General features: G+C 38.5%; 21 protein-coding genes, 1 pseudogene and 1 other annotated feature. All 22 genes and pseudogenes read right to left on the bottom strand.

Features of this window, described 5'->3' with window-relative positions; translation table 11 throughout:
• Window positions 1-123 precede the first annotated feature (123 nt).
• The gene (nrdG, locus tag AAAY30_RS09185; protein ID WP_022233864.1) at window positions 124-639 is read right to left on the bottom strand and encodes an anaerobic ribonucleoside-triphosphate reductase activating protein; all 516 of its coding nucleotides are present in this window, start codon (window positions 637-639) and stop codon (window positions 124-126) included.
• Window positions 640-641: 2 nt separating this feature from the next.
• Window positions 642-3,008: an anaerobic ribonucleoside triphosphate reductase gene (locus tag AAAY30_RS09190; protein WP_499215705.1), complete on the bottom strand. Its 2,367-nt coding sequence runs from the start codon at window positions 3,006-3,008 to the stop codon at window positions 642-644.
• Between the two features lie 423 nt (window positions 3,009-3,431).
• The gene (locus tag AAAY30_RS09195; protein WP_022233862.1) at window positions 3,432-4,613 is read right to left on the bottom strand and encodes a cation diffusion facilitator family transporter; all 1,182 of its coding nucleotides are present in this window, start codon (window positions 4,611-4,613) and stop codon (window positions 3,432-3,434) included.
• Window positions 4,614-4,769: 156 nt separating this feature from the next.
• Window positions 4,770-6,842 (bottom strand): elongation factor G, encoded by a 2,073-nt coding sequence (locus tag AAAY30_RS09200; RefSeq protein WP_186935799.1) that lies wholly within the window; start codon window positions 6,840-6,842, stop codon window positions 4,770-4,772.
• A 246-nt stretch (window positions 6,843-7,088) separates the two neighbouring features.
• Entirely contained in the window at window positions 7,089-8,747 is a 1,659-nt protein-coding gene (gene ilvD, locus AAAY30_RS09205) for a dihydroxy-acid dehydratase (RefSeq protein WP_186935798.1), read from the bottom strand.
• Window positions 8,748-9,257: 510 nt separating this feature from the next.
• Complete coding sequence (locus tag AAAY30_RS09210) at window positions 9,258-9,722, bottom strand: GNAT family N-acetyltransferase (protein WP_022233859.1); 465 nt, start codon at window positions 9,720-9,722, stop codon at window positions 9,258-9,260.
• 81 nt (window positions 9,723-9,803) lie between these two features.
• Window positions 9,804-10,364 (bottom strand): GNAT family N-acetyltransferase, encoded by a 561-nt coding sequence (locus AAAY30_RS09215; RefSeq protein ID WP_195411224.1) that lies wholly within the window; start codon window positions 10,362-10,364, stop codon window positions 9,804-9,806.
• Window positions 10,365-10,427: 63 nt separating this feature from the next.
• Window positions 10,428-10,685, bottom strand: a binding site (T-box leader).
• A 53-nt stretch (window positions 10,686-10,738) separates the two neighbouring features.
• Window positions 10,739-11,638, bottom strand: a complete 900-nt coding sequence (locus AAAY30_RS09220) for an alpha/beta hydrolase (protein ID WP_295025723.1) — start codon at window positions 11,636-11,638, stop codon at window positions 10,739-10,741.
• Between the two features lie 127 nt (window positions 11,639-11,765).
• Window positions 11,766-12,674, bottom strand: a complete 909-nt coding sequence (locus tag AAAY30_RS09225; RefSeq protein WP_295054198.1) for an AAA family ATPase — start codon at window positions 12,672-12,674, stop codon at window positions 11,766-11,768.
• 155 nt (window positions 12,675-12,829) lie between these two features.
• Window positions 12,830-13,354, bottom strand: coding sequence for a hypothetical protein (locus AAAY30_RS09230; RefSeq protein ID WP_499215704.1), 525 nt, complete (start codon window positions 13,352-13,354; stop codon window positions 12,830-12,832).
• Window positions 13,355-13,386: 32 nt separating this feature from the next.
• Entirely contained in the window at window positions 13,387-13,689 is a 303-nt protein-coding gene (locus AAAY30_RS09235; RefSeq protein WP_337809018.1) for a GNAT family N-acetyltransferase, read from the bottom strand.
• Window positions 13,690-13,963: 274 nt separating this feature from the next.
• Window positions 13,964-14,440, bottom strand: coding sequence for an MGMT family protein (locus AAAY30_RS09240; protein ID WP_015512791.1), 477 nt, complete (start codon window positions 14,438-14,440; stop codon window positions 13,964-13,966).
• A 118-nt stretch (window positions 14,441-14,558) separates the two neighbouring features.
• Window positions 14,559-15,182 carry a DUF3267 domain-containing protein gene (locus AAAY30_RS09245; RefSeq protein ID WP_302685846.1) on the bottom strand — a complete coding sequence of 208 codons (624 nt, stop codon included), beginning with the start codon at window positions 15,180-15,182 and terminating at the stop codon, window positions 14,559-14,561.
• 50 nt (window positions 15,183-15,232) lie between these two features.
• Window positions 15,233-15,418 carry a DUF6440 family protein gene (locus AAAY30_RS09250; protein ID WP_195411228.1) on the bottom strand — a complete coding sequence of 62 codons (186 nt, stop codon included), beginning with the start codon at window positions 15,416-15,418 and terminating at the stop codon, window positions 15,233-15,235.
• A gap of 186 nt (window positions 15,419-15,604) precedes the next feature.
• Window positions 15,605-15,940 carry a DUF3784 domain-containing protein gene (locus tag AAAY30_RS09255; protein ID WP_195411230.1) on the bottom strand — a complete coding sequence of 112 codons (336 nt, stop codon included), beginning with the start codon at window positions 15,938-15,940 and terminating at the stop codon, window positions 15,605-15,607.
• A 181-nt stretch (window positions 15,941-16,121) separates the two neighbouring features.
• Entirely contained in the window at window positions 16,122-16,658 is a 537-nt protein-coding gene (locus AAAY30_RS09260; RefSeq protein ID WP_195411231.1) for a DUF7010 family protein, read from the bottom strand.
• A gap of 112 nt (window positions 16,659-16,770) precedes the next feature.
• The gene (lysS, locus tag AAAY30_RS09265) at window positions 16,771-18,714 is read right to left on the bottom strand and encodes a lysine--tRNA ligase (protein ID WP_499215703.1); all 1,944 of its coding nucleotides are present in this window, start codon (window positions 18,712-18,714) and stop codon (window positions 16,771-16,773) included.
• 25 nt (window positions 18,715-18,739) lie between these two features.
• A complete protein-coding gene (gene greA / locus AAAY30_RS09270) occupies window positions 18,740-19,222 on the bottom strand; it encodes a transcription elongation factor GreA (RefSeq protein WP_186935739.1) in 483 nt (160 codons plus the stop codon).
• Window positions 19,223-19,368: 146 nt separating this feature from the next.
• A complete protein-coding gene (locus tag AAAY30_RS09275) occupies window positions 19,369-20,208 on the bottom strand; it encodes a hypothetical protein (protein WP_195411233.1) in 840 nt (279 codons plus the stop codon).
• Between the two features lie 62 nt (window positions 20,209-20,270).
• On the bottom strand, window positions 20,271-21,599 hold the full coding sequence (locus AAAY30_RS09280; RefSeq protein ID WP_337782025.1) for a murein hydrolase activator EnvC family protein: 1,329 nt from the start codon (window positions 21,597-21,599) through the stop codon (window positions 20,271-20,273).
• Window positions 21,600-21,618: 19 nt separating this feature from the next.
• A complete protein-coding gene (gene ftsX, locus AAAY30_RS09285; protein WP_022234377.1) occupies window positions 21,619-22,518 on the bottom strand; it encodes a permease-like cell division protein FtsX in 900 nt (299 codons plus the stop codon).
• 17 nt (window positions 22,519-22,535) lie between these two features.
• A pseudogene (locus AAAY30_RS09290) lies at window positions 22,536-22,910 on the bottom strand (ATP-binding cassette domain-containing protein); the annotation flags it as partial.
• Window positions 22,911-22,984: the final 74 nt, after the last annotated feature.

Raw genomic sequence — 22,984 nt, forward strand, 5'->3', positions numbered from 1 at the left:
CCGATCTCCTTTGAAAAGGTCGACCAAACTTTTATATTTTTTACAAAATACTCTGCTACTCTGACTTTTGAAAAAATCAGCAAAACACAAAACCTGCGTTATACTCAACAACGCAGGTTTTGTTTATATATCGTAATTTTCAACTATTTGATTACTTTCAAGGCTCTTTTTCACATCAATAATACGCTGATTTCTGCTTCCTCTGAACTTAAGCATCAGGCTCTTTTCTTCAAGTATAAATCTGCCGTCTATAAGGTAGTCCGTCTGTTTGAGCAAATCCATCCATTCGGGATGTTTGTCTGCTCCCTCAAGCAGCTTTTCGTAAGTATAGCCCGTGTATGTAACTACATTATAGCCGTTTTCGTGTGCAAGTCTGCCAAGCTCTGCAAATGCCTCTGCCTGACAAAACGGTTCGCCGCCCGAAAAAGTAAGTCCCTGCAAGAGCGGAAGTGACTTTGCAACATTGATTATCTTCTCAACCTTGCCGTCAAAGCCACCGTCAAAGTCCCACGTTTTTTCGTTGTGGCAGCCCTCGCAGTGATGCGGACAACCCTGGCAAAAAACTGTAAGTCTGAAACCCGGGCCGTCAACTATGCTGTTTTTTATAACACCTGAAAGTCTTATAATATCTTTACTCATAATTATGCTGTAATATCATCGGAAAAATCTTCCATACCGCAACATTCGGAAACAGAGTGCTTTACCCTATCCCTTACCTCGGCTGCCTTTGCATTGTTAAAACGCTCTGTTGTACCTACAAGGTAGCCTGTAATTCTGCGGATACGCTCAAATCCCTGACCGTTCTTAGTTTCTTTTCTGCCGCACTGTGGGCAATAATCACCGATAATACCTGTATGTCCGCAAACAGGGTCACGGTCAACGGGGTGGTTGATTGCACCGTAGCCGATTCCGCTCTCTTTCATACAACGGATAACAGCCTCAAATGCGTCAATATTCTGTGACGGGTCACCGTCAAGCTCAATATATGAGATGTGACCGCCGTTTGTAAGATTGTGATAAGGTGCTTCAATCTTAATTTTATCAAATGCGGAGATATTGTAATAAACAGGTACATGGAAAGAGTTTGTATAATACTCTCTGTCTGTAACACCCGGAATAATTCCGAAACGCTCTTTATCAATTCTTACAAATCTGCCCGACAAGCCCTCTGCAGGAGTACCGATAACACCGAAGTTAAGTTTGTACTTCTCGGTAGCCTCGTTCATCTTCTTTCTCATATAGCCGACAATTTCAAGGCCGAGCTTTTGTGAAGTTTCGCTCTCGCCGTGATGTTTGCCTGTAAGAACCACAAGACACTCGGCAAGTCCGATAAATCCGATTGTGAGTGAGCCATGCTTTAAAACATCTCTTACAGAATCGTTAGGAGTAAGCTTGTCGCTGTCAAGCCAAATACCCTGACCCATAAGGAAAGGATAGTTTCTGACAAGTTTCTGACACTGAATTTCAAAACGCTCAAGAAGCTGACCTACAACGAGATCGCACATTCTGTCAAGCTGTTCAAAGAAGAAATCAATATTTTTATTTGAAAGAATTGCAAGTCTTGGAAGGTTAATTGAAGTAAAGCTAAGGTTTCCTCTGCCGTATGTAATCTCTCTGTCAGGATCGTAAACATTGCCCATAACTCGTGTACGGCAACCCATATATGCAACCTCTGTTTCAGGATGACCGGGCTTGTAATATTGGAGATTGTACGGTGCGTCGATAAATGAGAAGTTAGGGAAAAGTCTTTTTGCAGAAACTCTCATTGAAAGTTTGTACAAATCGTAGTTCTTATCCTCCGGATTGTAGTTTACGCCCTCTTTTACCTTGAAAATCTGAATTGGGAAAATAGGTGTTTCACCGTTGCCAAGACCTCTTTCCGTAGCGTAAAGGAGGTTCTTCATAACAAGTCTGCCCTCCGGAGAAGTATCTGTACCGTAGTTAAGTGAGCTGAACGGAATCTGTGCGCCTGCTCTTGAATGCATTGTGTTAAGGTTATGGATAAGTGCCTCCATAGCCTGGAAAGTAGCCTTATCTGTTTCAGCCTCGGCATGTTTAAACGCAAAACGCTGAATTTTCTCGGCAACTCTGTCTTCAAACTTTTCTTTAAGAAGTGCAAGCTCCTCCTTTTTATAATTAGGAGTCTGATTTTCGAGTGTCGGCCATTCGCCGCTTGCCTCCTCTGCCTTTTCGCAGATTTCTTTTACTGTAGCGTCAGGATCTTCGGCATCTGTCAAAAGTTCAATTGCTCTTTCAAGATTGATTCTGTAACGCTTTCTGTATGTTTTCTTAACGCCCGGAGCCATTGAGTAATCAAAGTTAGGCACACTCTGACCGCCGTGCTGGTCATTCTGGTTAGACTGAATTGCAATACATGCAAGTGCCGAATATGACGCAATGTCATTAGGTTCTCTCAAATAGCCGTGACCTGTTGAAAAACCGCCTTTAAAAAGGCTTACAAGGTCAATCTGGCAACAAGTTGTGGTAAGTGTAAAGAAATCAAGATCATGAATATGAATATCACCGTCACGATGAGCCTTAGAATACTTAGGGTCGAGAATGTACATTTCATTGAACTGTTTTGCGCCCTCTGAACCGTACTTGAGCATTGTACCCATTGCAGTATCACCGTCAATGTTTGCGTTCTCACGCTTAATATCGTTATCTTTAGCTGATTTAAAAGTAAGGTCCTCATAAATCTTCATGAGCTTTGTGTTCATTTCACGCACTCTTGTACGCTCTGCACGGTAAAGTATATATTCCTTTGCAGTTCTTGCATGACCGTTTTCAATAAGCACCTTTTCAACAGCGTCCTGTACCTGCTCAACTGTAGGAGCCTTATCTCCGCACTTTTTCTCAAGTAAATCTCTTACCTGTACCGAAAGTGCTTTTGCGGCATCATAATCGTTACCGCCGATTGCCTGTGCAGCCTTATAAATGGCTTGTGTTATTTTTTCTGTGTCAAAATTTGCTTCTCGTCCGTCACGCTTAATAATTTTTGTTATCATTTTTCTTCCTCCGTATTTATAACTCCTATATATATCTATATTTAGTGTTGCTTTTATAATTTTCACTATATATTGTGGTATATGTATTGCCGAACACAAGTTTTATTCTATCATAAAGAGGCGTTTAATTCAATCGTCAAACTGACAAAAACAGATTTTTTTATTTGTTTAATTTGAGCAATTTTTTTAGGATAATTACAAATTAGAATATTACAAAAATTTTCTATAATATGTGACCGTTTGTTTATATCACCACAATATATTGTATATTGTTCTTATAATTAAACACTGACATAAAATCAAAACAAAAAGCAATCGGGCTGCTTTATCAAACAGCTTGATTGCTTTTATCAGTAAGTTTTGTGATTTAACGCACGGTTTTAGCCAAACCTTTATAATCGATTAATAAAGTGTTTTGCTAAATCATAATTTAATATTTCCGCCACATTCAAGGCAGATTTTATCAATATGTATTATCGGGATAAGTTTTTCATCAATCTGCGATATTTTTTCTTTCACGGCATTTAACGCATCTGTTTCTTTTAATTTACATTCAGGCGGAACCACAAGGTCAAAAAGTACACGCTGATGTTCTTCTCCCTTTACAATTCTGAAATCGTGCAGGCTGAGTGCGCTGTCAATACTGTCAAGCGACTCGTTTATCTTTTCTTTTAATTCAATAGTATATTCATCGGAAACCGCAATTGGGTCCATATGAATAGTAACCACGCAATTATACTTTTCCTGTATTTTTCTTTCAAGTCTGTCGATTACATCGTGTGCCTTTAAAATATCGACATCGTAAGGGACTTCCGCATGGAAAGAAATTATACATCTTCCCGGACCGTAATCGTGAATGAGCAAATCGTGAATACCCGTTATAAGTTCGGTAGAAAGCACAATTTCTCTGATTTCGTCTATAAATTCCGGGTCGGGAGTATTTCCGAGCAAAGGTGAAAGACTTTCCTTAAAAGTGCTTATACCCGTATAAAGAATAAATCCGGCTACGGCACAACCGAGCCAACCGTCGATATTCACGCCTGTTACGGCAGATATGCCCAAACCTATTAAAACTACCGAAGTAGCAATACAGTCGGTGAGAGAATCCATTGCCGTTGCCTTAAGAGCAGACGAAGAAATCTTTTTTGACATTGCCCTGTTGAAGAAAAACATCCACAGCTTTACACAGATTGAGCCGATAAGAATACATACCGACAACAAAGTAATTGCTGTGCTTTCTTCGGGATTAATAATTTTTTCAATTGACGATTTCAAAAGTTCCACACCCACAAGGATAATTGCACACGATATTCCCAAACCCGCCACATATTCATATCTGCCGTGACCGTAGGGATGTTCTTCATCGGCAGGTCTGTTGGCAAGTTTAAATCCCAAGAATGTTACAACCGAACTGCCTGCGTCAGACAAGTTATTGAATGCGTCTGCAGTTACGGAAATTGATGCGGTGAGTATCCCCGACAGAAGCTTTGCACTGAACAAAATGAGGTTCAGTATTATTCCGACTACACCCGAAAAATTACCGCAAGCCGAACGCACCTGCGGATTTTTTATGTCATCATAATTTTTTATAAACTTTGAAAGCACTAAATCCAACAACTAAAAACACCACTTAACAAATAAACTACACCATATAATGGCATTAACAATAATTTAGCACAGCACATCAAAGTTAGTCAAGAGAAACAAATCCCATTGCAAAGAAATGCAACGGGATTTGATAAAATTATAAAGTTATTTTGCTTATTCAGCGTCAGCCTTAGCTTTTTCAATTATCTTTTGAGCAACATTTGCCGGAGCGTCTTCATATCTTGCAAAAGCAAATTCATAACTTCCTCTGCCCTGCGTAACCTGACGAAGATAGGTTGCGAAATTATCCATCTCTGCCATAGGAACTTCGCCCTCAACAATCTGCATACCGCTGTCCTCGGCAGGAGTCATACCGAGCACTCTGCCTCTGCGCTTGTTTACTTCACCCATTACATCACCCATATTTGAGTCGGGCAATGTAACCTTAAGAGAGCCGATCGGCTCAAGAAGTGTAGGAGATGCGTTTGGAATACCGTTTTTATATGCCATACTTGCGGCAGTTTTAAATGACATTTCCGAAGAGTCAACAGGATGATACGAACCGTCATAAAGTGTAGCTCTGATACCTACCATCGGATAACCTGCAAGCACACCTTTTTTAATGGAATCACGCAACCCCTTTTCTACTGCCGGGAAGAAGTTTTTAGGAACTGCGCCGCCGACAACTCTTTCCGCAAATTCAAGACCTTCGCTCTCGCAAGGCTCAAACTCAATCCAAACATCGCCGAACTGACCGTGACCGCCTGACTGCTTTTTATATCTGCCCTGTGCCGAAACTTTTTTCCTGATAGTTTCACGATATGCGATTTTCTGCTTTTTAAGAACCGCCTCTACATTGAATTTTGACTTTAACTTTGAAATTACAACATCAAGATGCTGTTCGCCCAAGCCTGAAATAAGCATTTCGTGTGTTTCGTGGTTTGTTACATATTTAATAGTAGGGTCTTCCTCGCTTAGCTTTGCAAGTCCCTGTGCTACCTTGTCTTCATCGCCCTTTGTGACAGGATAAATAGCCATTGTATATGATGATACAGGATAATCAATACCCTCAAGCACTACTTTTCTGAGCGGTGAGCAAAGTGTGTCGCCTGTTTTTACAGAAGCAAGTTTTGGAATAGCGCCGATGTCGCCTGCGCCTATATAATCGGTTTCAACCTGTTTTTTACCTCTTACGGTAAGAACCTTTCCTATTCTCTCCTGTGTGCCTGTTCTCATATTTACAAGCGGAGTATCGGCACTGACTTTTCCCGATACAACCTTAACATAAGAAAGTTTACCTACAAACGGGTCAACAACTGTTTTAAATACAACTGCGGCAGCCGCTGCGTTTTCGTTGACGCTGATTTCAACAGGTTCGCCGTCAACATCAACAGCAATTTCGTCACCTTTATCGGCAGCTGTAGGTGCAAGCCATACAAGACTATTCAAAAGCTGGTCAAAAGCAAATGTATTGTGTGCGTCACCGCAGAATACAGGGCAAATTGTACCGTCTTTAACACCCTTACTTACGCCGAGTATAATTTCTTCCGGAGTAAATTCTTCACCCATAATAAACTTGTCGAGCAGTTCCTCGCTTGTTTCCGCAACAGCCTCTTTAATAGCCTCACGCAAGCCCTCAAGTCTGTCGCCCATATCAGGAAGCGGAGTCTGCACTACAGAACCGTCTGTATCATATTTATAAGCCTTATAATCAAAAAGATTTACATATGTATTTGCCTGACCGTCAACAATGTACGGAACAACAACAGGACAAACAGTAGGGCCGAATGTAGCCTTTAAACTTTCAAATACACGGTAGAATCTGGCGCTTTCGTCACAAAGACCGTTTACGAAGAAAATCTTTGTAAGACCTGCCTTGGTGGCAGCTTTAACAGCCTTTTCGGTACCGACATTTACACCGTCTTTGCCCGATACAACGATAAGCGCTGAATCGGCGGCACGCATACCCTCTGCTACACCGCCCTCAAAGTCGAACAAACCGGGAGTATCTATAATATTTATCTTGGTATTTTTCCATTCAATGGGAGCAACCGAGGTTAAAATTGAAGTCTGGCGCTTGATTTCTTCACTGTCATAATCAAGAACGGTATTACCGTCTGCAATATTACCAAGTCTTTCAGATGCCTTTGCAAGATATATCATACTCTCGGCAACAGATGTTTTACCGCATCCGCCGTGACCTGCAAGGGCAATGTTTAATATTTTTTTAGCATTGTACTGTTTCAAAAGAAACACTCCTTTCGGGATATATATTCAAATCTTAAGCGTTTTCGACAATTAGTAATCAACTTACTTGTCAATTATAGCATATTTGTATAAATCTTACAATAGAAATTTGACGATAAGCTAAAAAATTAACTCCTTGCCTAATAAGACAAGGAGTTAATTGTGCAAATTGCTTATTTTATAAAATTTAAATGTTTAAAACATAAAAATCCGAAAGGTTTTTTGTGCAATTACACCAATTCAATATTACTCAAGAACTGCGCCCTGTGCACCCGATGTTACGAGTTTTGCATAACGGGCAAGGTAGCCTGTTGTAATCTTTGGCTGACGAGGTTTCCATTCGGCTTTACGCTTAGCAAACTCTTCGTCAGAAATAAGTAAATTGATAGTATTTGCGTTGATGTCGATTTCAATTGTATCGCCCTCTTCAACAAGTGCGATAGGACCGCCGACTGCTGCCTCAGGTGAAATATGACCGATTGCAGCGCCTCTTGTAGCGCCTGAAAAACGACCGTCTGTAATAAGAGCTACACAATGACCGAGGCCGCTGCCCATAATAGCAGATGTAGGATTAAGCATTTCTCTCATGCCCGGACCACCCTTAGGACCTTCGTAACGGATAACAACAACATCACCAGGCTTAATATTGCCTGCGTGAATTGCCTCAATAGCGTCCTCCTCGCAGTCAAATACTCTTGCACTGCCCTTGTGCTGTAACATTTCAGGAGCAACTGCACTTCTCTTAACTACGCAGCCATCGGGAGCAAGATTACCCTTAAGAACGGCGATACCGCCTGATGTGCTGTACGGATTTGTTACAGGACGGATAATGTCTGTGTCTTTAATCTCGCAGCCCTCAATGTTCTCTGCAACAGTCTTGCCTGTAGCTGTGATAAGGTCTGTGTTAAGGAGATTGAGTTTTGTAAGTTCGTTCATAACAGCGTAAACACCGCCTGCCTCGTTGAGGTCTTCCATATATGTATGACCTGCAGGAGCAAGGTGACAAAGGTTAGGTGTCTTTGCGCTGATTTCATTTGCAATATCAAGGTTAAGTTTAACGCCTGCCTCTTTAGCGATGGCAGGAAGGTGAAGCATTGTATTTGTTGAACAACCGAGAGCCATATCAACTGTAAGAGCATTCATAAATGCCTTTTCTGTCATAATGTCGAGCGGACGGATATTCTTTTCGAGAAGCTCCATAACTTTCATACCTGCGTGCTTAGCAAGTTTGATTCTCTCTGAATATACGGCAGGAATTGTACCGTTGCCCTGTAAACCCATACCGATAGCCTCAGTAAGGCAGTTCATACTGTTAGCTGTATACATACCTGAGCAAGAACCGCAAGACGGACAAGCCTTGTTTTCAAACTCGCAAAGCTCTTCGGCAGAAATCTTGTTTGCCGTGTAAGCGCCAACAGCCTCAAACATACTTGAAAGGCTTGTCTTTTTACCCTTTACATGACCTGCGAGCATTGGACCGCCGCTTACAAAAACGGTAGGAACATTAATTCTTGCGGCAGCCATTAAAAGGCCCGGAACATTCTTATCACAGTTAGGAACCATAACAAGAGCGTCAAATGCATGAGCCTTTGCCATAGCCTCTGTTGAGTCGGCAATAAGTTCACGGGTAACAAGCGAATACTTCATACCCTCGTGACCCATAGCAATACCGTCACAAACAGCAATTGCAGGGAAAACAATAGGAACACCGCCTGCAAGAGCAACACCCTGCTTTACAGCGTCAACAATCTTGTCTATATTCATATGTCCCGGAACAATATCGTTCTTGGAGCTGACAATACCGATAAGAGGTTTTTTCATTTCTTCTTCAGTAAGACCGAGAGCGTTCAGAAGTGAGCGCTGCGGTGCGGCATTAACGCCAACCTTAATTACATCACTTTTCATTTTATTATCCTCACTTTATAATTGTTAATAAATCAATGCAAAACCGCACCGATTTACCTCTATAAGCTTTATTCTAAACAACAGGTGTGAAAACTGTTTAGTAATATAATCTTAGCACAATAAGTGCATAAAATCAAGTTAGTAAGTAACATTTCCTGTATTTTATAAATGTATATCCGATAAATATTCGGTATGCTTTTTATAATATAAAAATCTTTTCACAAAAAATAAAAATACATTTTCATACTCAAACTTTGCCAATAACGAATTTTGAACAGGAAAGCAAAAGTAAGAGGTTCCAAGGTCACTGACCTTGGTCGTTTGGGGAAAGGAGATACTTAAGGGGAAAGGGCATCGAAAGCCCTTTCTCCTTAAGCGTGCTTTCTTTTGGAGCTTTTCTTTTCACGCAAAAGAAAAGCGGAATCAGCAGGCATTATAATTCACATTAAAAGCAGTTTAAAAGTAACTGACTAAAAAATAAGTCTGTTAAATTAAGTTTGAGAATATTTCTCAATCAAGCACCTGCTCCATACCGTATTTCTGAATTTTCAATCCGCATTTATCGTAAAACTTCTTGGCGGATTCGTTACATTCCCATACATTAAGGGTAAGATTATGACAGCCGTTTTTCTTGGCAACATCAAGTACATACTCATAAAGCCGTGTACCGATTTTTAGACCTCTTGAGTTTTCGGAAACACATAAATCATCAATATAAAGACTTGTGTAATTGCTTGATTTTGTGCAATGTCTTTGATAAACACAAAAGGCATATCCCAAAATTACTCCGTCATTGTCTGCAACATAAACAGGCTTTTCGTCATCCGCTAAAATTTCTTTTAATTCGTTTGTTGTATATTTTTTTGAACCCGGAATAAATAAATCAGGTCTTTTGTCCGAATGAACCTTATGCACCTGATAAAGCAATTCTTCAATCTGCAAAATATCCTTTTCTTCTGCTCTTCTTATATTCACAACTATCACTCCGAAAATTAATATTTTTTGCAATAATCAACAAATTTATTATACTACTTCTTTCATAGGTGTGCAATAAATTTACCTTTTATTAAAATAATCATCTTTTGTCATTTCCATTTCGGAAGCACTCCATATTTCACCGCAAAAGCAGTTTTCTTCCTTGTTTTCATTTTCAATTTCTTTAAATCCGACGGATTTATAACAATGATAAGCCGCAAGGTTATTATCAAAAACTCCGAGAGTAATTTTATTGACTTTCAATATTTCAAACGAATACTTCAGCGCAAGATTGAGCATTTCCTTTCCGTATCCCAATCCTCTTTTAGAATCGTCCGTAATTACAAATCCAAAGCGTAATATTGTTCGTTCTTTATCTGTAAATCTTAAAATGAGATGACCTGCGACAGTGTTGTTATCAATTAATGTCATAGGGTAAAAATTATCCTCATCAATGCAGTCGCCGTTATTATCACAGTATTTTCTGTTCATATCTTCGGCGGTAATCGGATATGTCTGCCACCTGTCAGAACACCACTTTCTGAAAGCAACTTCGTCTTTGCTCCACTTCACAATAAATTTTGCGTCACATTTTTTGTACGGTCTTAGCCTTAGTTTTTTTAAATCAATTTTTGTCTGCATAGTTGCATCCTCCGCTAAAATAAATTTAACATTCAGACAAAAGAAAAAGCCCCAAGCCAAAAAGCTTAGGGCGAATAAAATCCGTGGTACCACCTAAATTCAGAAATACAGTTTCTGCACTTAAACAATGCGGGATAATCAAATTATCCGATATTGCCTCCCTTATAACGGTGGGAACTGCCGTTGAAGCCTACTGAAAATAACTTTGTTCGGTTCAAAGCTCAAAGGCTACCTTCCTTACTTCCGCCACGGGAATTTTCACCGACCATTCCCTCTCTGCAGAGTCAAAAAGTAAGTACTCCTCCTTATCAATGCTTTTGTCTAAATATTATCAGTATATTAACATTGCAAAAATAATATGTCAATACATTTTTTCAATTTTCGTAAAAATTCAGAATATCTTTGTAAATATCCGATTTATTTTTCTCGTTAAGAATTTCGTGACGATTGTTTTTATACAGTTTTTGGCTGATGTTTGCATAGCCGAGTTCTTTTAAGAAAACTATAAGTGCGTTAAATTTCTTTTTTGACTGAATAACAGGGTCATTTTCACCTGCTATTACAAAAATCGGTAATCTTTTATTATAAACTTCCCAATCATCCGAATCAAATGCGCTTAATTGCAGTTTAAACAGATTTATAAAACCGTTTGTGGTAAACACAAAACCGCAAAGCTCGTCCTCGTTATACGCTCTGACATTGTCTTTATTTTCCGTTATCCAAGAATTAGGTTCGGCATTCTTTTCGTTGTATCCGATAAAAGTTCCGTTGTTCAGCAATTTATTGGGCGCCTGCTCTTTGTAAAAAGGTTTTAAAATTTTTGAAAGAAAAAGCCCGAAACTTGCATTGCCGTTATGGGTAGGCGGGCCGCAAAGAACAATTTTGTCAATTTCCTTTTCATACTTTTTCATATAATTTCGTGCAACAAGTGTGCCCATACTGTGGCTGAAAATATATAACGGCAGATTTGGATAACTTTTCCTTATATATTCGGTTACAGCGTGCATATCGTCTATAACGGCACTGATGTCCTCTGTATAAAAATTGCCGAATTCTCCCTCGTTTATCACACTTGCGCCGTGACCTCTGTGGTCGTGAATAACGCATACATAGCCGTTATCATTAAGGTAATTCATAAATTCAAAATATCGTTCTTTATGCTCGCACATTCCGTGTGAAAACTGAACTATAGCCTTTGGCTGTGTTTTCGTTTCTGAAACAGCAACTTCGAGCATTAAATTGTCAAACGGAGATTTAATTTTTTCAATTCTCATTTACAAATCCCTTTCCGCATAGATAAATTTTACATAGTATAAACCTCTTGACCGCAAAAATCAAGAGGTTTATGGGAAAATTTTTATTATTTAGAACACGAATATACAAAAGATTATATTTGTTTATTTATATATCATTTTCAAAAAGATTGCTGTGTTTTTTGAAAAATTCATAGTAAATCTTTGTATTTTCAAGTTCCCACCAATCTTTTACTTCAACCGGGTTTGAGTCGAGGTCATAAATTTTTGCATTGTCCATAGCAAGCAAAAACGGCGAGTGTGTGGCAATTATCAATTGACAGCCGCAATATCGGGTCAGTTCTTCAAGCATTTTTACAAGTTTTAACTGCATTTTTGCCGACATACTGTTTTCGGGTTCGTCAAGGCAATACAACTTGTCATTTTTCAGCTTTGTTTTAAAGTATTTCAGAGCAGTTTCTCCGTTGCTGAAAAGTTCGGTTTCCTTGCCCGCAGTTCTTTCAATAAACTTTCTGCGTGACACCGATTTTCTGCGTGACATAACCTGCATTTTAAACTGCTCGTAATCGTCCATTCCGCTGAACCTTATACTTTTGCCATACTTTAAAGCACCGTACTCATCACGGGCAATGTCCTTTTTCTCGGAAATTTCGTCATTATTTGTACGAATAGTGAGCATATAATCAAAAATATCATCGCTTGTTATAATACGACTGCCGTCAGGTATTTTGTGCTTGAACCCCTCATCATCGTAGCCGAGAGAATACTCACAATTTTTTACATATTCATCAAATAATTCGCTTGAATTAAACGGAGCGATGCGGTTTAGCTCAAGTTTTTGAGCAATAAGATTTAAAAGTGTGCTTTTTCCCGAACCGTTGCCGCCGTAAAAAATCGTTACATTTTTAAATGAAATCTCATAAAGTTCACGATTTCCGAACATTCTGCACGGGTATGTGTTATCTATATAACCGTAAATGCCGCCGTTGCGTTCACATTGTTTTTGAATCATCGGTTCTTCAAAATCAATCGGTAATGTAAAAGTGTCCAAATACATCAAAAGTCACCTGCCGTTCGTAATTTATATGTTTTAATAATAACATATAAGGTATACAAAAAACAGTACTGTGCAAAAATTTTCTTTCAAATACAAACAGCTTCTTGAGAAATACATAATACATATCTCAAAAAGCTGTTTTTTTAGTAAAATTATTAACTTAATTCATTTCCGTCGGAATCAAGAAAAACATACTGTGACGGAATTGACGGATAATAAAACACATAAGGAACTTCTTTTACTTTTTCTTCATAAATACCGTTTTCCCCTGTAATTTTAACCGACGCACAATCGGAATTATTTACTACAAATGAATATCCGCCGTTCCAATTAAGGATTGCGATATTATCCGTTTCGCCATTCATAGGTTTATAAGTTCTGACAAACGAATATTTATCGTCGCCTTTTACTTCTACTTCCATCGGGAGATAATAATGTGCCTGATATTCATTGCCTGAAATAAACCAAGCCAAAGCCTTATTATCGGCAACACTCATTCCTGCATATTGTATATCCGTTGTTTCAAAATCCGAAACAGGCATTTCCTTTCGGGCTTTATCTGTAAGTTCATCTGTTCCGTTATATATCTTTGTACAGCCCGTAAGACTTACGCAAAACAAAACCGTTAAAATCAAAACCGGTTTCCGATATTTTTTGTTTTTCATACAATATGTACTCATTTCCATATCCCCATTCATATAATTTGAATTTATTAAACTATTTTCATATATAAAAGAGGATACGGATTTTCCTCTTCATCATAATCGGTTCTTTTATATGTTACAAATTCCATATGTTTATAAAATCCTACCGCCTGCGGATTTTGTTCATTGGCGGTAACTTCTTTTATACCGAATTTTTCAATACCGTATTTCAAAAGTTGCTTGCCAATACCTTTTCCTCTTTCCGCCGAACAAATAAACAACATTTCAAGCCTATTGTTTTCAGTCCCCATAAATGCGATAATTTTATTAAATTCATTTTCGGCAATAATTAAATGCTCAACCTTACTCAAAGCCTGCGGAACATATTTTTTAATTTGCTTTTACCTCTGTATCAGATAAAAAATGATGCATAGCTCGAACAGAGTTTTCCAAAACATTTAACAGATTTTCCGATAACTGCGGTGTTCTTTCAGCCGCTTCATATCAATACCCTTATTTAATTTATTGTTTTTTATATTATAACATTTGATATGTTAAAGTCAATTCAAATAAAAAGCCCTTTGAGAAAAGGCTTTCTCCTCTCTCAAAGGGCAAGTTGGCAAACTGGGATTTTCACATTATCTATTACAATGTAAATAATGCTTTTTCGTAGTCCTTAACATAATACTTAATATTGGTTTTACCTTTTTGGATTACGATATGTCCCTCTTTTTCAAGCATCTCCTTTTGTGCCTCAACGCCTCCTGGATACTTTGCATTTAATTCCCCTTTTGCTTTTAATGTTCTCCAATAAGGGGTTTTATCTTCTGCACGCTGATAACTCGCCCATGCAACTATCGAAACAAAAATTCCAGCTGTAATTGGCTCTGTAAAATCAGCACCATTTTGTTTAGCAAAGAATTCCCTTATTGTACCTACTGTAAGTAATTTTCCACAAGGCACAAGTCGCATTACTTTGTCGTAGTCAATAGGTGGGGCAAAATACATTTTATCTCCACCATATTTTTCGATGCTCTTTTCATCTGTTATGATTTGAACTTTTGGCATATCCTTGCTATCCATAAGCATAGCATTAAAATCTTTTTTATCTTCATTTGCCATAATGTATCACCTCCAAACCAATCATATCTTAATAAACGAAACCATACAATGAGACAGTTTTAAAAATCCTTACGAAACTTCAAATTTTCATGTGTTCGACAAACTGGAATCTGTCGTATTAGAGATACCAAACCAATCCATTTTCTGTTGCCTGAATCATTGCCCCCTTCGGTACCTTTCGCAATATGATTAAAACATCCATATAATCGGGTGCTGGAGAAATTAGTCCCATAAACGAAGGAACTACACATATTGTCATCAACCACTTCATTGAAATCGGGCAGACCACGAAAACAGCAAGAAAGATTATCCCCGGAATCAAAGGTGCCAATGACATCATTATATATCGTCCTCTGCTAAGTGCTGCTGAGGATGCAGCATATGCTCTCAACTGTTTTAGAGATACTCCTATATAAACTTTTGCCCCCTTTGGATAACTTATAGCATGAAGAAATTCATGTAACGGCATCGCAACAAAAAAGCCAATAATAAATGACAGCGGCATAAACCATAAATTAAATATAAATTCGTCTGATTGCGCCTTTTTTGTAAAAATTGCAACAAAGCATACAATACAAGGGATAATCATGTATGGAATTGATGCTTTAATTATGTCATCTGGTCTGTCAATTAGAACTGCATTTTCAGGAATGATTTTTTCTTCAATCTCTCTGTCCCACGGCTGCTTACCGTCCCAAACGTGTTCCCAGTTTTTATTGCCATCCCATATTATCTGCGCCATTTTAATATCCTCCACAAATTCCGATTTTCTTAATTCTACAAACTTTAATTTTACTTAGTAACTATGACTTTTCCTTCAGAATCCAGAAGAGGTGTAATACCAGCCCCGTATCCAGATTTCCAACAAAGGTAATTAACTCCCGTCTCCTTATCTACAAGAATTTGACGGGCCCCTTCATCCTTAAGCTGGCTTCCGTCTCTAAATATAATTTCAAATCTTTCTTCTTTCTTTGCCATGTTTCTTTCTCCTTTTTTCAAGCGTTAAATTTCGATTTATATTTCTATTCATTTTAAAAAATGGGCAACTCCGATTGGAATTGCCCACTCGTTATACTATGTATCTTAACATAATATTTTATATTTCACAAGCCCTTTGAGAAAGGGATTTCTCCTCTCTCAAAGGGCAAGTTGGCAAACTGGAATTTACTTTAATAAATATTTTTCAAACGCTTTATGATTATCAAAGTGGACTTCTCTAAAAAACAGAATTAACCAAATAATATAGGTTGGTATAGCTATATATGGGGTTAAAAAGCAGGATAATAATGCTCCTGCCAACATTATAATAGCCCACATAAAGCACTGATTTCTTATATCACGAGAGATATGAGCTTTATCATACAATGCCTGTTCTTCTTTAGAAAATGAATTAAATCCTGAAACAAATTTTGCTGCTTTTTCCTTAAAAATCGCAAATAACACACCTATAATCAGAAATGGTATTACCAAAATTATACACGACCAAAATCCTATATTCATAATACATACCTCCGCTTCAAACTCCGATTTGTATTTCTGTTTGTTTTAAAAATGGGCAATCCCGATTGGAATTGCCCACTCGTTATACTATGTATCTTAACATAATATTTTATATTTCACAAGCCCTTTGAGAAAAGGATTTATCCTCTCTCAAAGAGCTTGGTAAACTTGAAGTTGATGTTTACTTGTTAGTGAATCTGCCCAACTCTGCAAACAAAGCAGCAGCAAATATACATTCAACCAAGATAAGCGTGAGTGCAATAAAAAGTGCAGAAAAAATACACCCTATAACAAGTGATAAAACAGGGATGATAATTGCGAATATCCGATAGCTTATCGACTTATATAACCACGAATATGGCAATAAATGTGCACCAAATACCATTGCATAGACCATTACCATTTTATCGGGTACAGCATTAAATACCCACATTACAATCAATAAATACAAAAACTGATTACAGGTAAATAGAAATCCTACATTACCGAGCGGATTGCTTTTATCAAAGATATCAACCTTTAATATTTTACCAATCGTCCAAGAAATCGGTAATAACGGGCATGAGCAACAAAGCACAAGCAAATTCTCTGTATTTTGTGGCAAGTCCAACAATATTACAATTAGTATCAATAACCATATAATTATAGAGGCACATATAAACGGCAATCCTTTTTTCTGCTTAATTGCTATATTACTTCTTAATTCATCCAAACACATCTTCATTCCTCCACAAATCCCGATTTATCTTTTTCTTTCTGAAAATTATGCGATTTTCAGCATTTGAAGTACATCTCTTTTATTTGGTTAAACGGTACATCTTTACATCATCTTAATAGAGCTTTGCACCTGCCGGAATATGGTTATCTACCATTAAGAGGTGGAGCTTTTCTTCGCCATCTTCTGTATGAACAGCGGAAAGGAGCATACCGCAAGAGTCAATACCCATCATTGCTCTCGGTGGAAGATTTGTGATTGCCACAAGTGTCTTGCCGACTAACTCTTCCGGCTCATAATAAGCGTGAATACCGCTTAAAATTGTGCGGTCTGTGCCTGTTCCGTCGTCAAGAGTAAACTGTAACAGTTTCTTTGACTTCGGTACTGCAACACACTCTTTAACCTTTACTGCACGGAAATCTGACTTGCTGAATGTATCAAAATCAACAAATTCCTCAAATAAAGGCTCTACCTTTACCTTAGAAAAATCAATCTTTTCAGACTCAGTTTTTACATTTTTTTCAGGTGCTTCAGAAGCTGTATTATTTACATCATTTTTCTTATTTACACCATCTAAGGACTTCATCGTCGGGAACAACAATACATCTCTGATTGCAGGTGAATCTGTGAGGAGCATAACTAGTCTGTCAATGCCGTATCCGATACCGCCTGTCGGTGGCATACCGATAGAAAGCGCATTGAGGAAGTCCTCGTCTGTGTGGTTTGCCTCTTCGTCACCGTTTGCAAAAGCCTCTTCCTGCTTAGCAAATCTTTCTCTCTGGTCGATAGGGTCGTTAAGCTCGGAGTAAGCGTTACACATTTCCCAAGTATTGATAAAGAGCTCAAATCTCTCTACCTTTTCAGGGTCATCAGGCTTTTTCTTTGTAAGAGGAGAAATAGCAAGCGGATGATCCATAACAAATGTAGGCTGGATAAGATTCTTTTCGCAGAACTCTTCAAAGAAAAGGTTTACGATATCGCCCTTTGTATGGCGCTCTTCAAATTCAATGTTCTTCTCTCTTGCAAGAGCCTTAGCCTCTTCGTCTGTCTTTACTTCGTCAAAGTCAATTCCCGCATATTTTTTAATGCAGTCAACCATTGTAATTCTCTCAAAAGGCTTACCGAAATCAATTTCAATGCCGTTATATGTTATTACAGAACTGCCGCATACCTTTTCTGCGAGATATTTAAACATACTCTCTGTAAGGTCCATCATACCGTAGTAATCGGTGTATGCCTGATATAGTTCCATAAGTGTAAATTCAGGGTTGTGTCTTGTGTCTACACCCTCATTACGAAATACTCGTCCGATTTCGTAAACTTTCTCAAGACCGCCGACAATAAGTCTTTTAAGGTAAAGTTCAAGAGAAATACGAAGTTTTACATCTTCGTCAAGTGCATTGTAATGAGTTTCAAACGGTCTTGCTGCCGCACCGCCTGCATTTGCAACAAGCATAGGGGTTTCAACTTCCATAAATCCTCTTTCATCAAGGAAGTTACGGATTTCTTTGATTATTTTTGAACGCTTTACAAATGTATCCTTAACCTCTTCGTTCATAATGAGGTCAACATAACGCTGTCTGTAACGGGTATCTGTATTTGTAAGGCCGTGGTATTTTTCGGGGAGAATCTGGAGGCTCTTTGAAAGAAGTGTTACAGAAGTTGCGTGAATTGAAATCTCGCCAGTCTTTGTCTTAAATACTTCGCCGCTGATGCCAACGATGTCGCCTATATCGTATTTCTTAAAATCTTTGTAGCTGTCTTCGCCGATATTATCTCTTGCCACATAAACCTGAATTGTGCCCTTTAAGTCCTGAATATGGCAGAAAGAAGCCTTACCCATAACACGCTTTGACATAATTCTGCCTGCCAAAGAAACCGACTTGCCCTCAAGCTCTTCAAAGCTTTCTTTAACATCTGAACTGTGGTGTGTAACATCGTACTTTGTTATTTCAAACGGATTCTTGCCTGCCTCCTGTAAAGCTGCAAGCTTTTCACGGCGAATCTTTAAAAGCTCACCGAGATTTTCAGTATTCTGTGACTGATTCTTCTCACTCATTATTTATATTTCCTTTCAACACTGCTTACTTTGAAATCTCTAAAATCTTAAGTCCCTGAACGCCGGCAGGAGTTTCAACCTCAACTACATCGCCTACGCTTCTCTCCATAAGAGCTTTACCGATTGGTGATTCATCAGAAATAACGCCCTCTCTTGGGTTAATTCCGTTTGAACCTGAACCTAAAATTTTGAAAGATACCTGTCTGCCGTTTGAAACATACTCAACCTTTACAACAGAAGTAAGGTGAACATGCTCGTTTGAAGTGTTGCTCTCATCAATGATAACGGCATTTTTAAGAGTAACCTCAACAGTAGCAATACGAGCCTCAAGCATAGCCTGCTCGTTTTTGGCATCATCATATTCACTGTTCTCCGAAAGGTCACCGTATGAACGGGCAACCTTGATTTTTTCCGCAATTTCTTTTCGTTTTTCGGTTTTTAAGAATTCGAGTTCTTCCTCGTATTTTTTAACGTCTTCTGCTGTAAGCATAATTTGTTTTGCTGCCATTATACATCGTCCTTTCAATCAGAAAAATGAAATCTGTAGAATTCTTACATACTTTTTAATTATAAAATTTTTTAACGCCAATGTCAAGCAAAATGCAAAATATTGGCAGCAAAGCACATATACGGAAAAAGTGAGGCAAGCCTCCTCTATTCATCGGTTTTATTTATTTTTTCAAACTGCGCATATAAGGATTTTACAGTTTGACTTGTTGAAAAATTACTGCACATTGTCGGCACTATCGAGCCTAAACTGTACTGTCTTCCGAGTGAATACAGTGCAGAACAAAAATACTCCGTTTCAATCTCCTGCGGCTTTATTCTGTCAAAGCCGTTAGGCATTTTAAAGTAATACTTATAGTAAATCTCGCCTAAAACCTCCGCTTTCGGTCTGCCGTTTGTCAATATCAATGTTTTGTCATTTGACGAAAAAGTATTTTCTATTGTGCGTGGAGCAATTATGAGTTGACAGAGTTCAAGCTCCTCCGTTCGTTTTGTAACAGTTGCGCAAGCTCCCATATTCTCCATTATCAGTTCGTTTTCATCGTAATATACATCGGGAGAATTTGTAACAACGGTAACATCAGAGGAATATTTCATCACATACTTTAAAAATTCACTGTCCCTGCCGTCGGGATCATATATGCCGATTTTTAATTTTTCCGCAAAATCACACATAGAAAGCAGGCATATTGCAAGATTGGTACAAAGTCTTGCCGTGAAATCCGAATTTTCAAATCTGCGAAAACCACACTCATCGTGGAAATCTATTTTAGGCGAACAGATTATTCTGTTTTTACTGTCGCCGATTATTTTTTCGAGTTTTTCAAATCTCGGTTTTCTTCCGTATGAAATGTATGTAATTTGTTTAAGGTACACACCTCTTGCTCTTTTCACCTGTACTACCGCTCTGTCACGCTTAAGTCTGTCAACTAAACCTTTCATTCCTTTTCTTCGTTCGTGCTTTTTAACAGTCAGTGCCGTAAGCATAAAAAATCCCTCCGCATAACTTTTTATAAAGTATATGCAAAGGGATTAATTTTAATTATTAATTATGATTGATATTCTGTCATTGGGTTATATTTTACACCGTTCAATCTTGTTTCAAAGTGAAGGTGGGCACCTGTTGAATGACCTGTAGAACCTACAAAGCCGATAACTTGTCCCTGATATACATGCTGACCCGTATAAACCATAGTTGTGGAGAGATGACCGTAAACAGTCATCTTACCGCCGTCATGAGCAATCATTACATAGTTGCCGTAACCGCCGCCGCAACCGCATGAACCGTCTTTACCCCAGTTGTGATAACAACCGTTGTAAGAATCAATTACTACGCCTTCTTTTGCGGCAACAACATCCGCTCCCATAATTCCTGAGTCTGCTATATCAATTGCACCGTGGTTATAAGAGCCTCTGTCCTCGTTCCATTCGGAAGTAAGATAGTAATAGCCCGGGCACGGCCATACAAAACCCGACGGAGAAATGTCAAGGTCACCGTGAATAGTACCGCTTGATGAGCCACCGCTGTTTGAATTATTATTTCTTTCCTGCTCGGCACGCTCTGCCTCAAGTCTTGCCTTTTCAGCGTAATAATTAGAAATAGCCTTTTCTATATCATCACTTTCAAGTGCGCCGTTCTGGATTTCGCTTGTCGCCTTATCGCTTGTCTTATAAAGTCCTGCCAAAAGTTCTTTATTCTCTTCAAGAATTTTGTTAAGCTCCTGCTGGTCGCTTTCAAGGCTTGCCTCTTCTGCCTCGAGTGAATCCATATCCTTTTCAAGTTCTGCCTTTTCTTTAGAAATATTCTCAAGGTCGCCCTTAATTGAATTGATAAGATTATTATCGTAATCAGAGAGTGCCTCTACAAGCTCCATTTTATCAAGAAAATCAGAAAAGCTCTTTGCTCCGAAAATAATTTCAAGGTCAGTTGTATTGCCTGCCATATAAATATTTCTGAGTCTGTTGCGAAGTGTATTCATCTGATCTTCAATTTTCTTATTTGCATCGTCAATCGCTGCCTGTTTGTCCTGAATTTTGCCGTTAAGCTCATTAATGCTCCGGTGACTAATCTCGATTTTATCGTCAAGAACCTGAACCTTGCTTACAAGCGCATTAACATATTCTTCCTGATCTGCAATATTTTCTTTTGTTTTTTCAAGAATCTGCTGATATTTATCGCTCTGCGCCTGAAGTTCCTGTCTTCTGCTCTCAAGAGCGTCTATATCGTTCGGGTCAATTGTGGTTGCCTGCGTTTCTTCCGTAACTGCCTCTGTTGATTCCTGTTCTGCGGCAAATACAGGATAAACCGAAAAAGTAAGAACACAAACGCTGAGAATAGCACAAAGCACAGCTTTGAATTTTCTTTTAGTTATTTTCATCAAATATACTCCTTTGTTATTACCAGCCGAGAATTTCGTTTCCTTCCATCTTCAGATACTTACGCATTGAAATAAAGCTGCCGAATGCACCGATAACCACACCTGCAACAATAAATATACCGCCAACCTGCAGATAAACATCCGAGAACGGAATAGTGGAAATTTTTACAAATGAATTTACTGCCGACATTACGCCTTCATATACCACATAAAGTACGCCTGTACCGATAATGGCTGAAATAAAACCGAGAACCATACCCTCGACTACAAACGGCAGTCGAACAAAAGCATTGGTTGCGCCGACAGACTTCATAATACTTATCTCAAATCGTCTTGAATACATTGTTGTTCTGATTGTATTTGCAATGATAAACAGAGAAATAATCGTAAGTGCAACAACTATCGCAAGACTTATGTAGCTTACAAGATTGCTTATATCGGTAAGTTTTCTCGCAAGCTCACTGCGGTTGTTGATAGAATCAACACCGTCAACCTTTAAAATTGCGTCAATAGTTTGGTCGTACTTTGACAAATCGTCCATTGCAATTATATATGCATCGGGCAACGGGTTGTTGTCGCCGTTTACATTTTCAAATACAGCTTCCGGAAGTGAATCTTTAAATTCGTTGATTGCATCTTCCTTCGGGTAAAATCTTACAGAGGTAATATTATCAAGTTTCTCAAGGTTTTTGCCAATGTAAACCGCCTCAAGGTCAGATGCTCCGTCCTTGATGTAAACGGTTGTTTCATTGGTTTTTCCCACAGAGTCAACTTCCTTTTCTATGTTTACCGAAATAAGTTCAGCTGCACCTGTAAGCACAAGACAGCTTACAAGAACGCATATCGAAGCAATACTCATAATTCGGTTGCTCCATATACTTCTGAAACCTTCTCTTATTAAATAGCCAAAGCCACTCATATTATGTTCCTTTCTTTTTAGTCTGGAACGACATCATTGTCAACAAAGTTTTCTTTTGTTTCTTTGCTAAGGGCAATACCCTCAATAATTTCGTCAATATCCTCATACTGCGCATCATATGCAAGTGCAGCTTCGGGATTTTTAGTGTCGCTCTTTACTCTGCCATGGTCAATTACAATTACACGCTTGTTAAACTGTCTTACAAGTTCGTGTTCGTGAGTAACAACAAGTACAGTTGTACCCATATCGTTAATTTCACTCAAAAGTTGAATAATATCATGTGACATTTCAGGGTCAACATTACCTGTCGGCTCATCGGCAATGATAATTTCAGGATTATTTACCAATGCTCTTGCAAGGCTGACACGCTGCTGCTCACCGCCCGAAAGTGAACTGACCCCAAAAAGTTAGACAAAGTTATAAAGAAATAATTATGCAAAGCGACTAAGAGAGATCTTGGTCGCTT

This window comes from Ruminococcoides bili, assembly GCF_040093295.1.
Taxonomy (GTDB): domain Bacteria; phylum Bacillota; class Clostridia; order Oscillospirales; family Acutalibacteraceae; genus Ruminococcoides; species Ruminococcoides intestinale_A.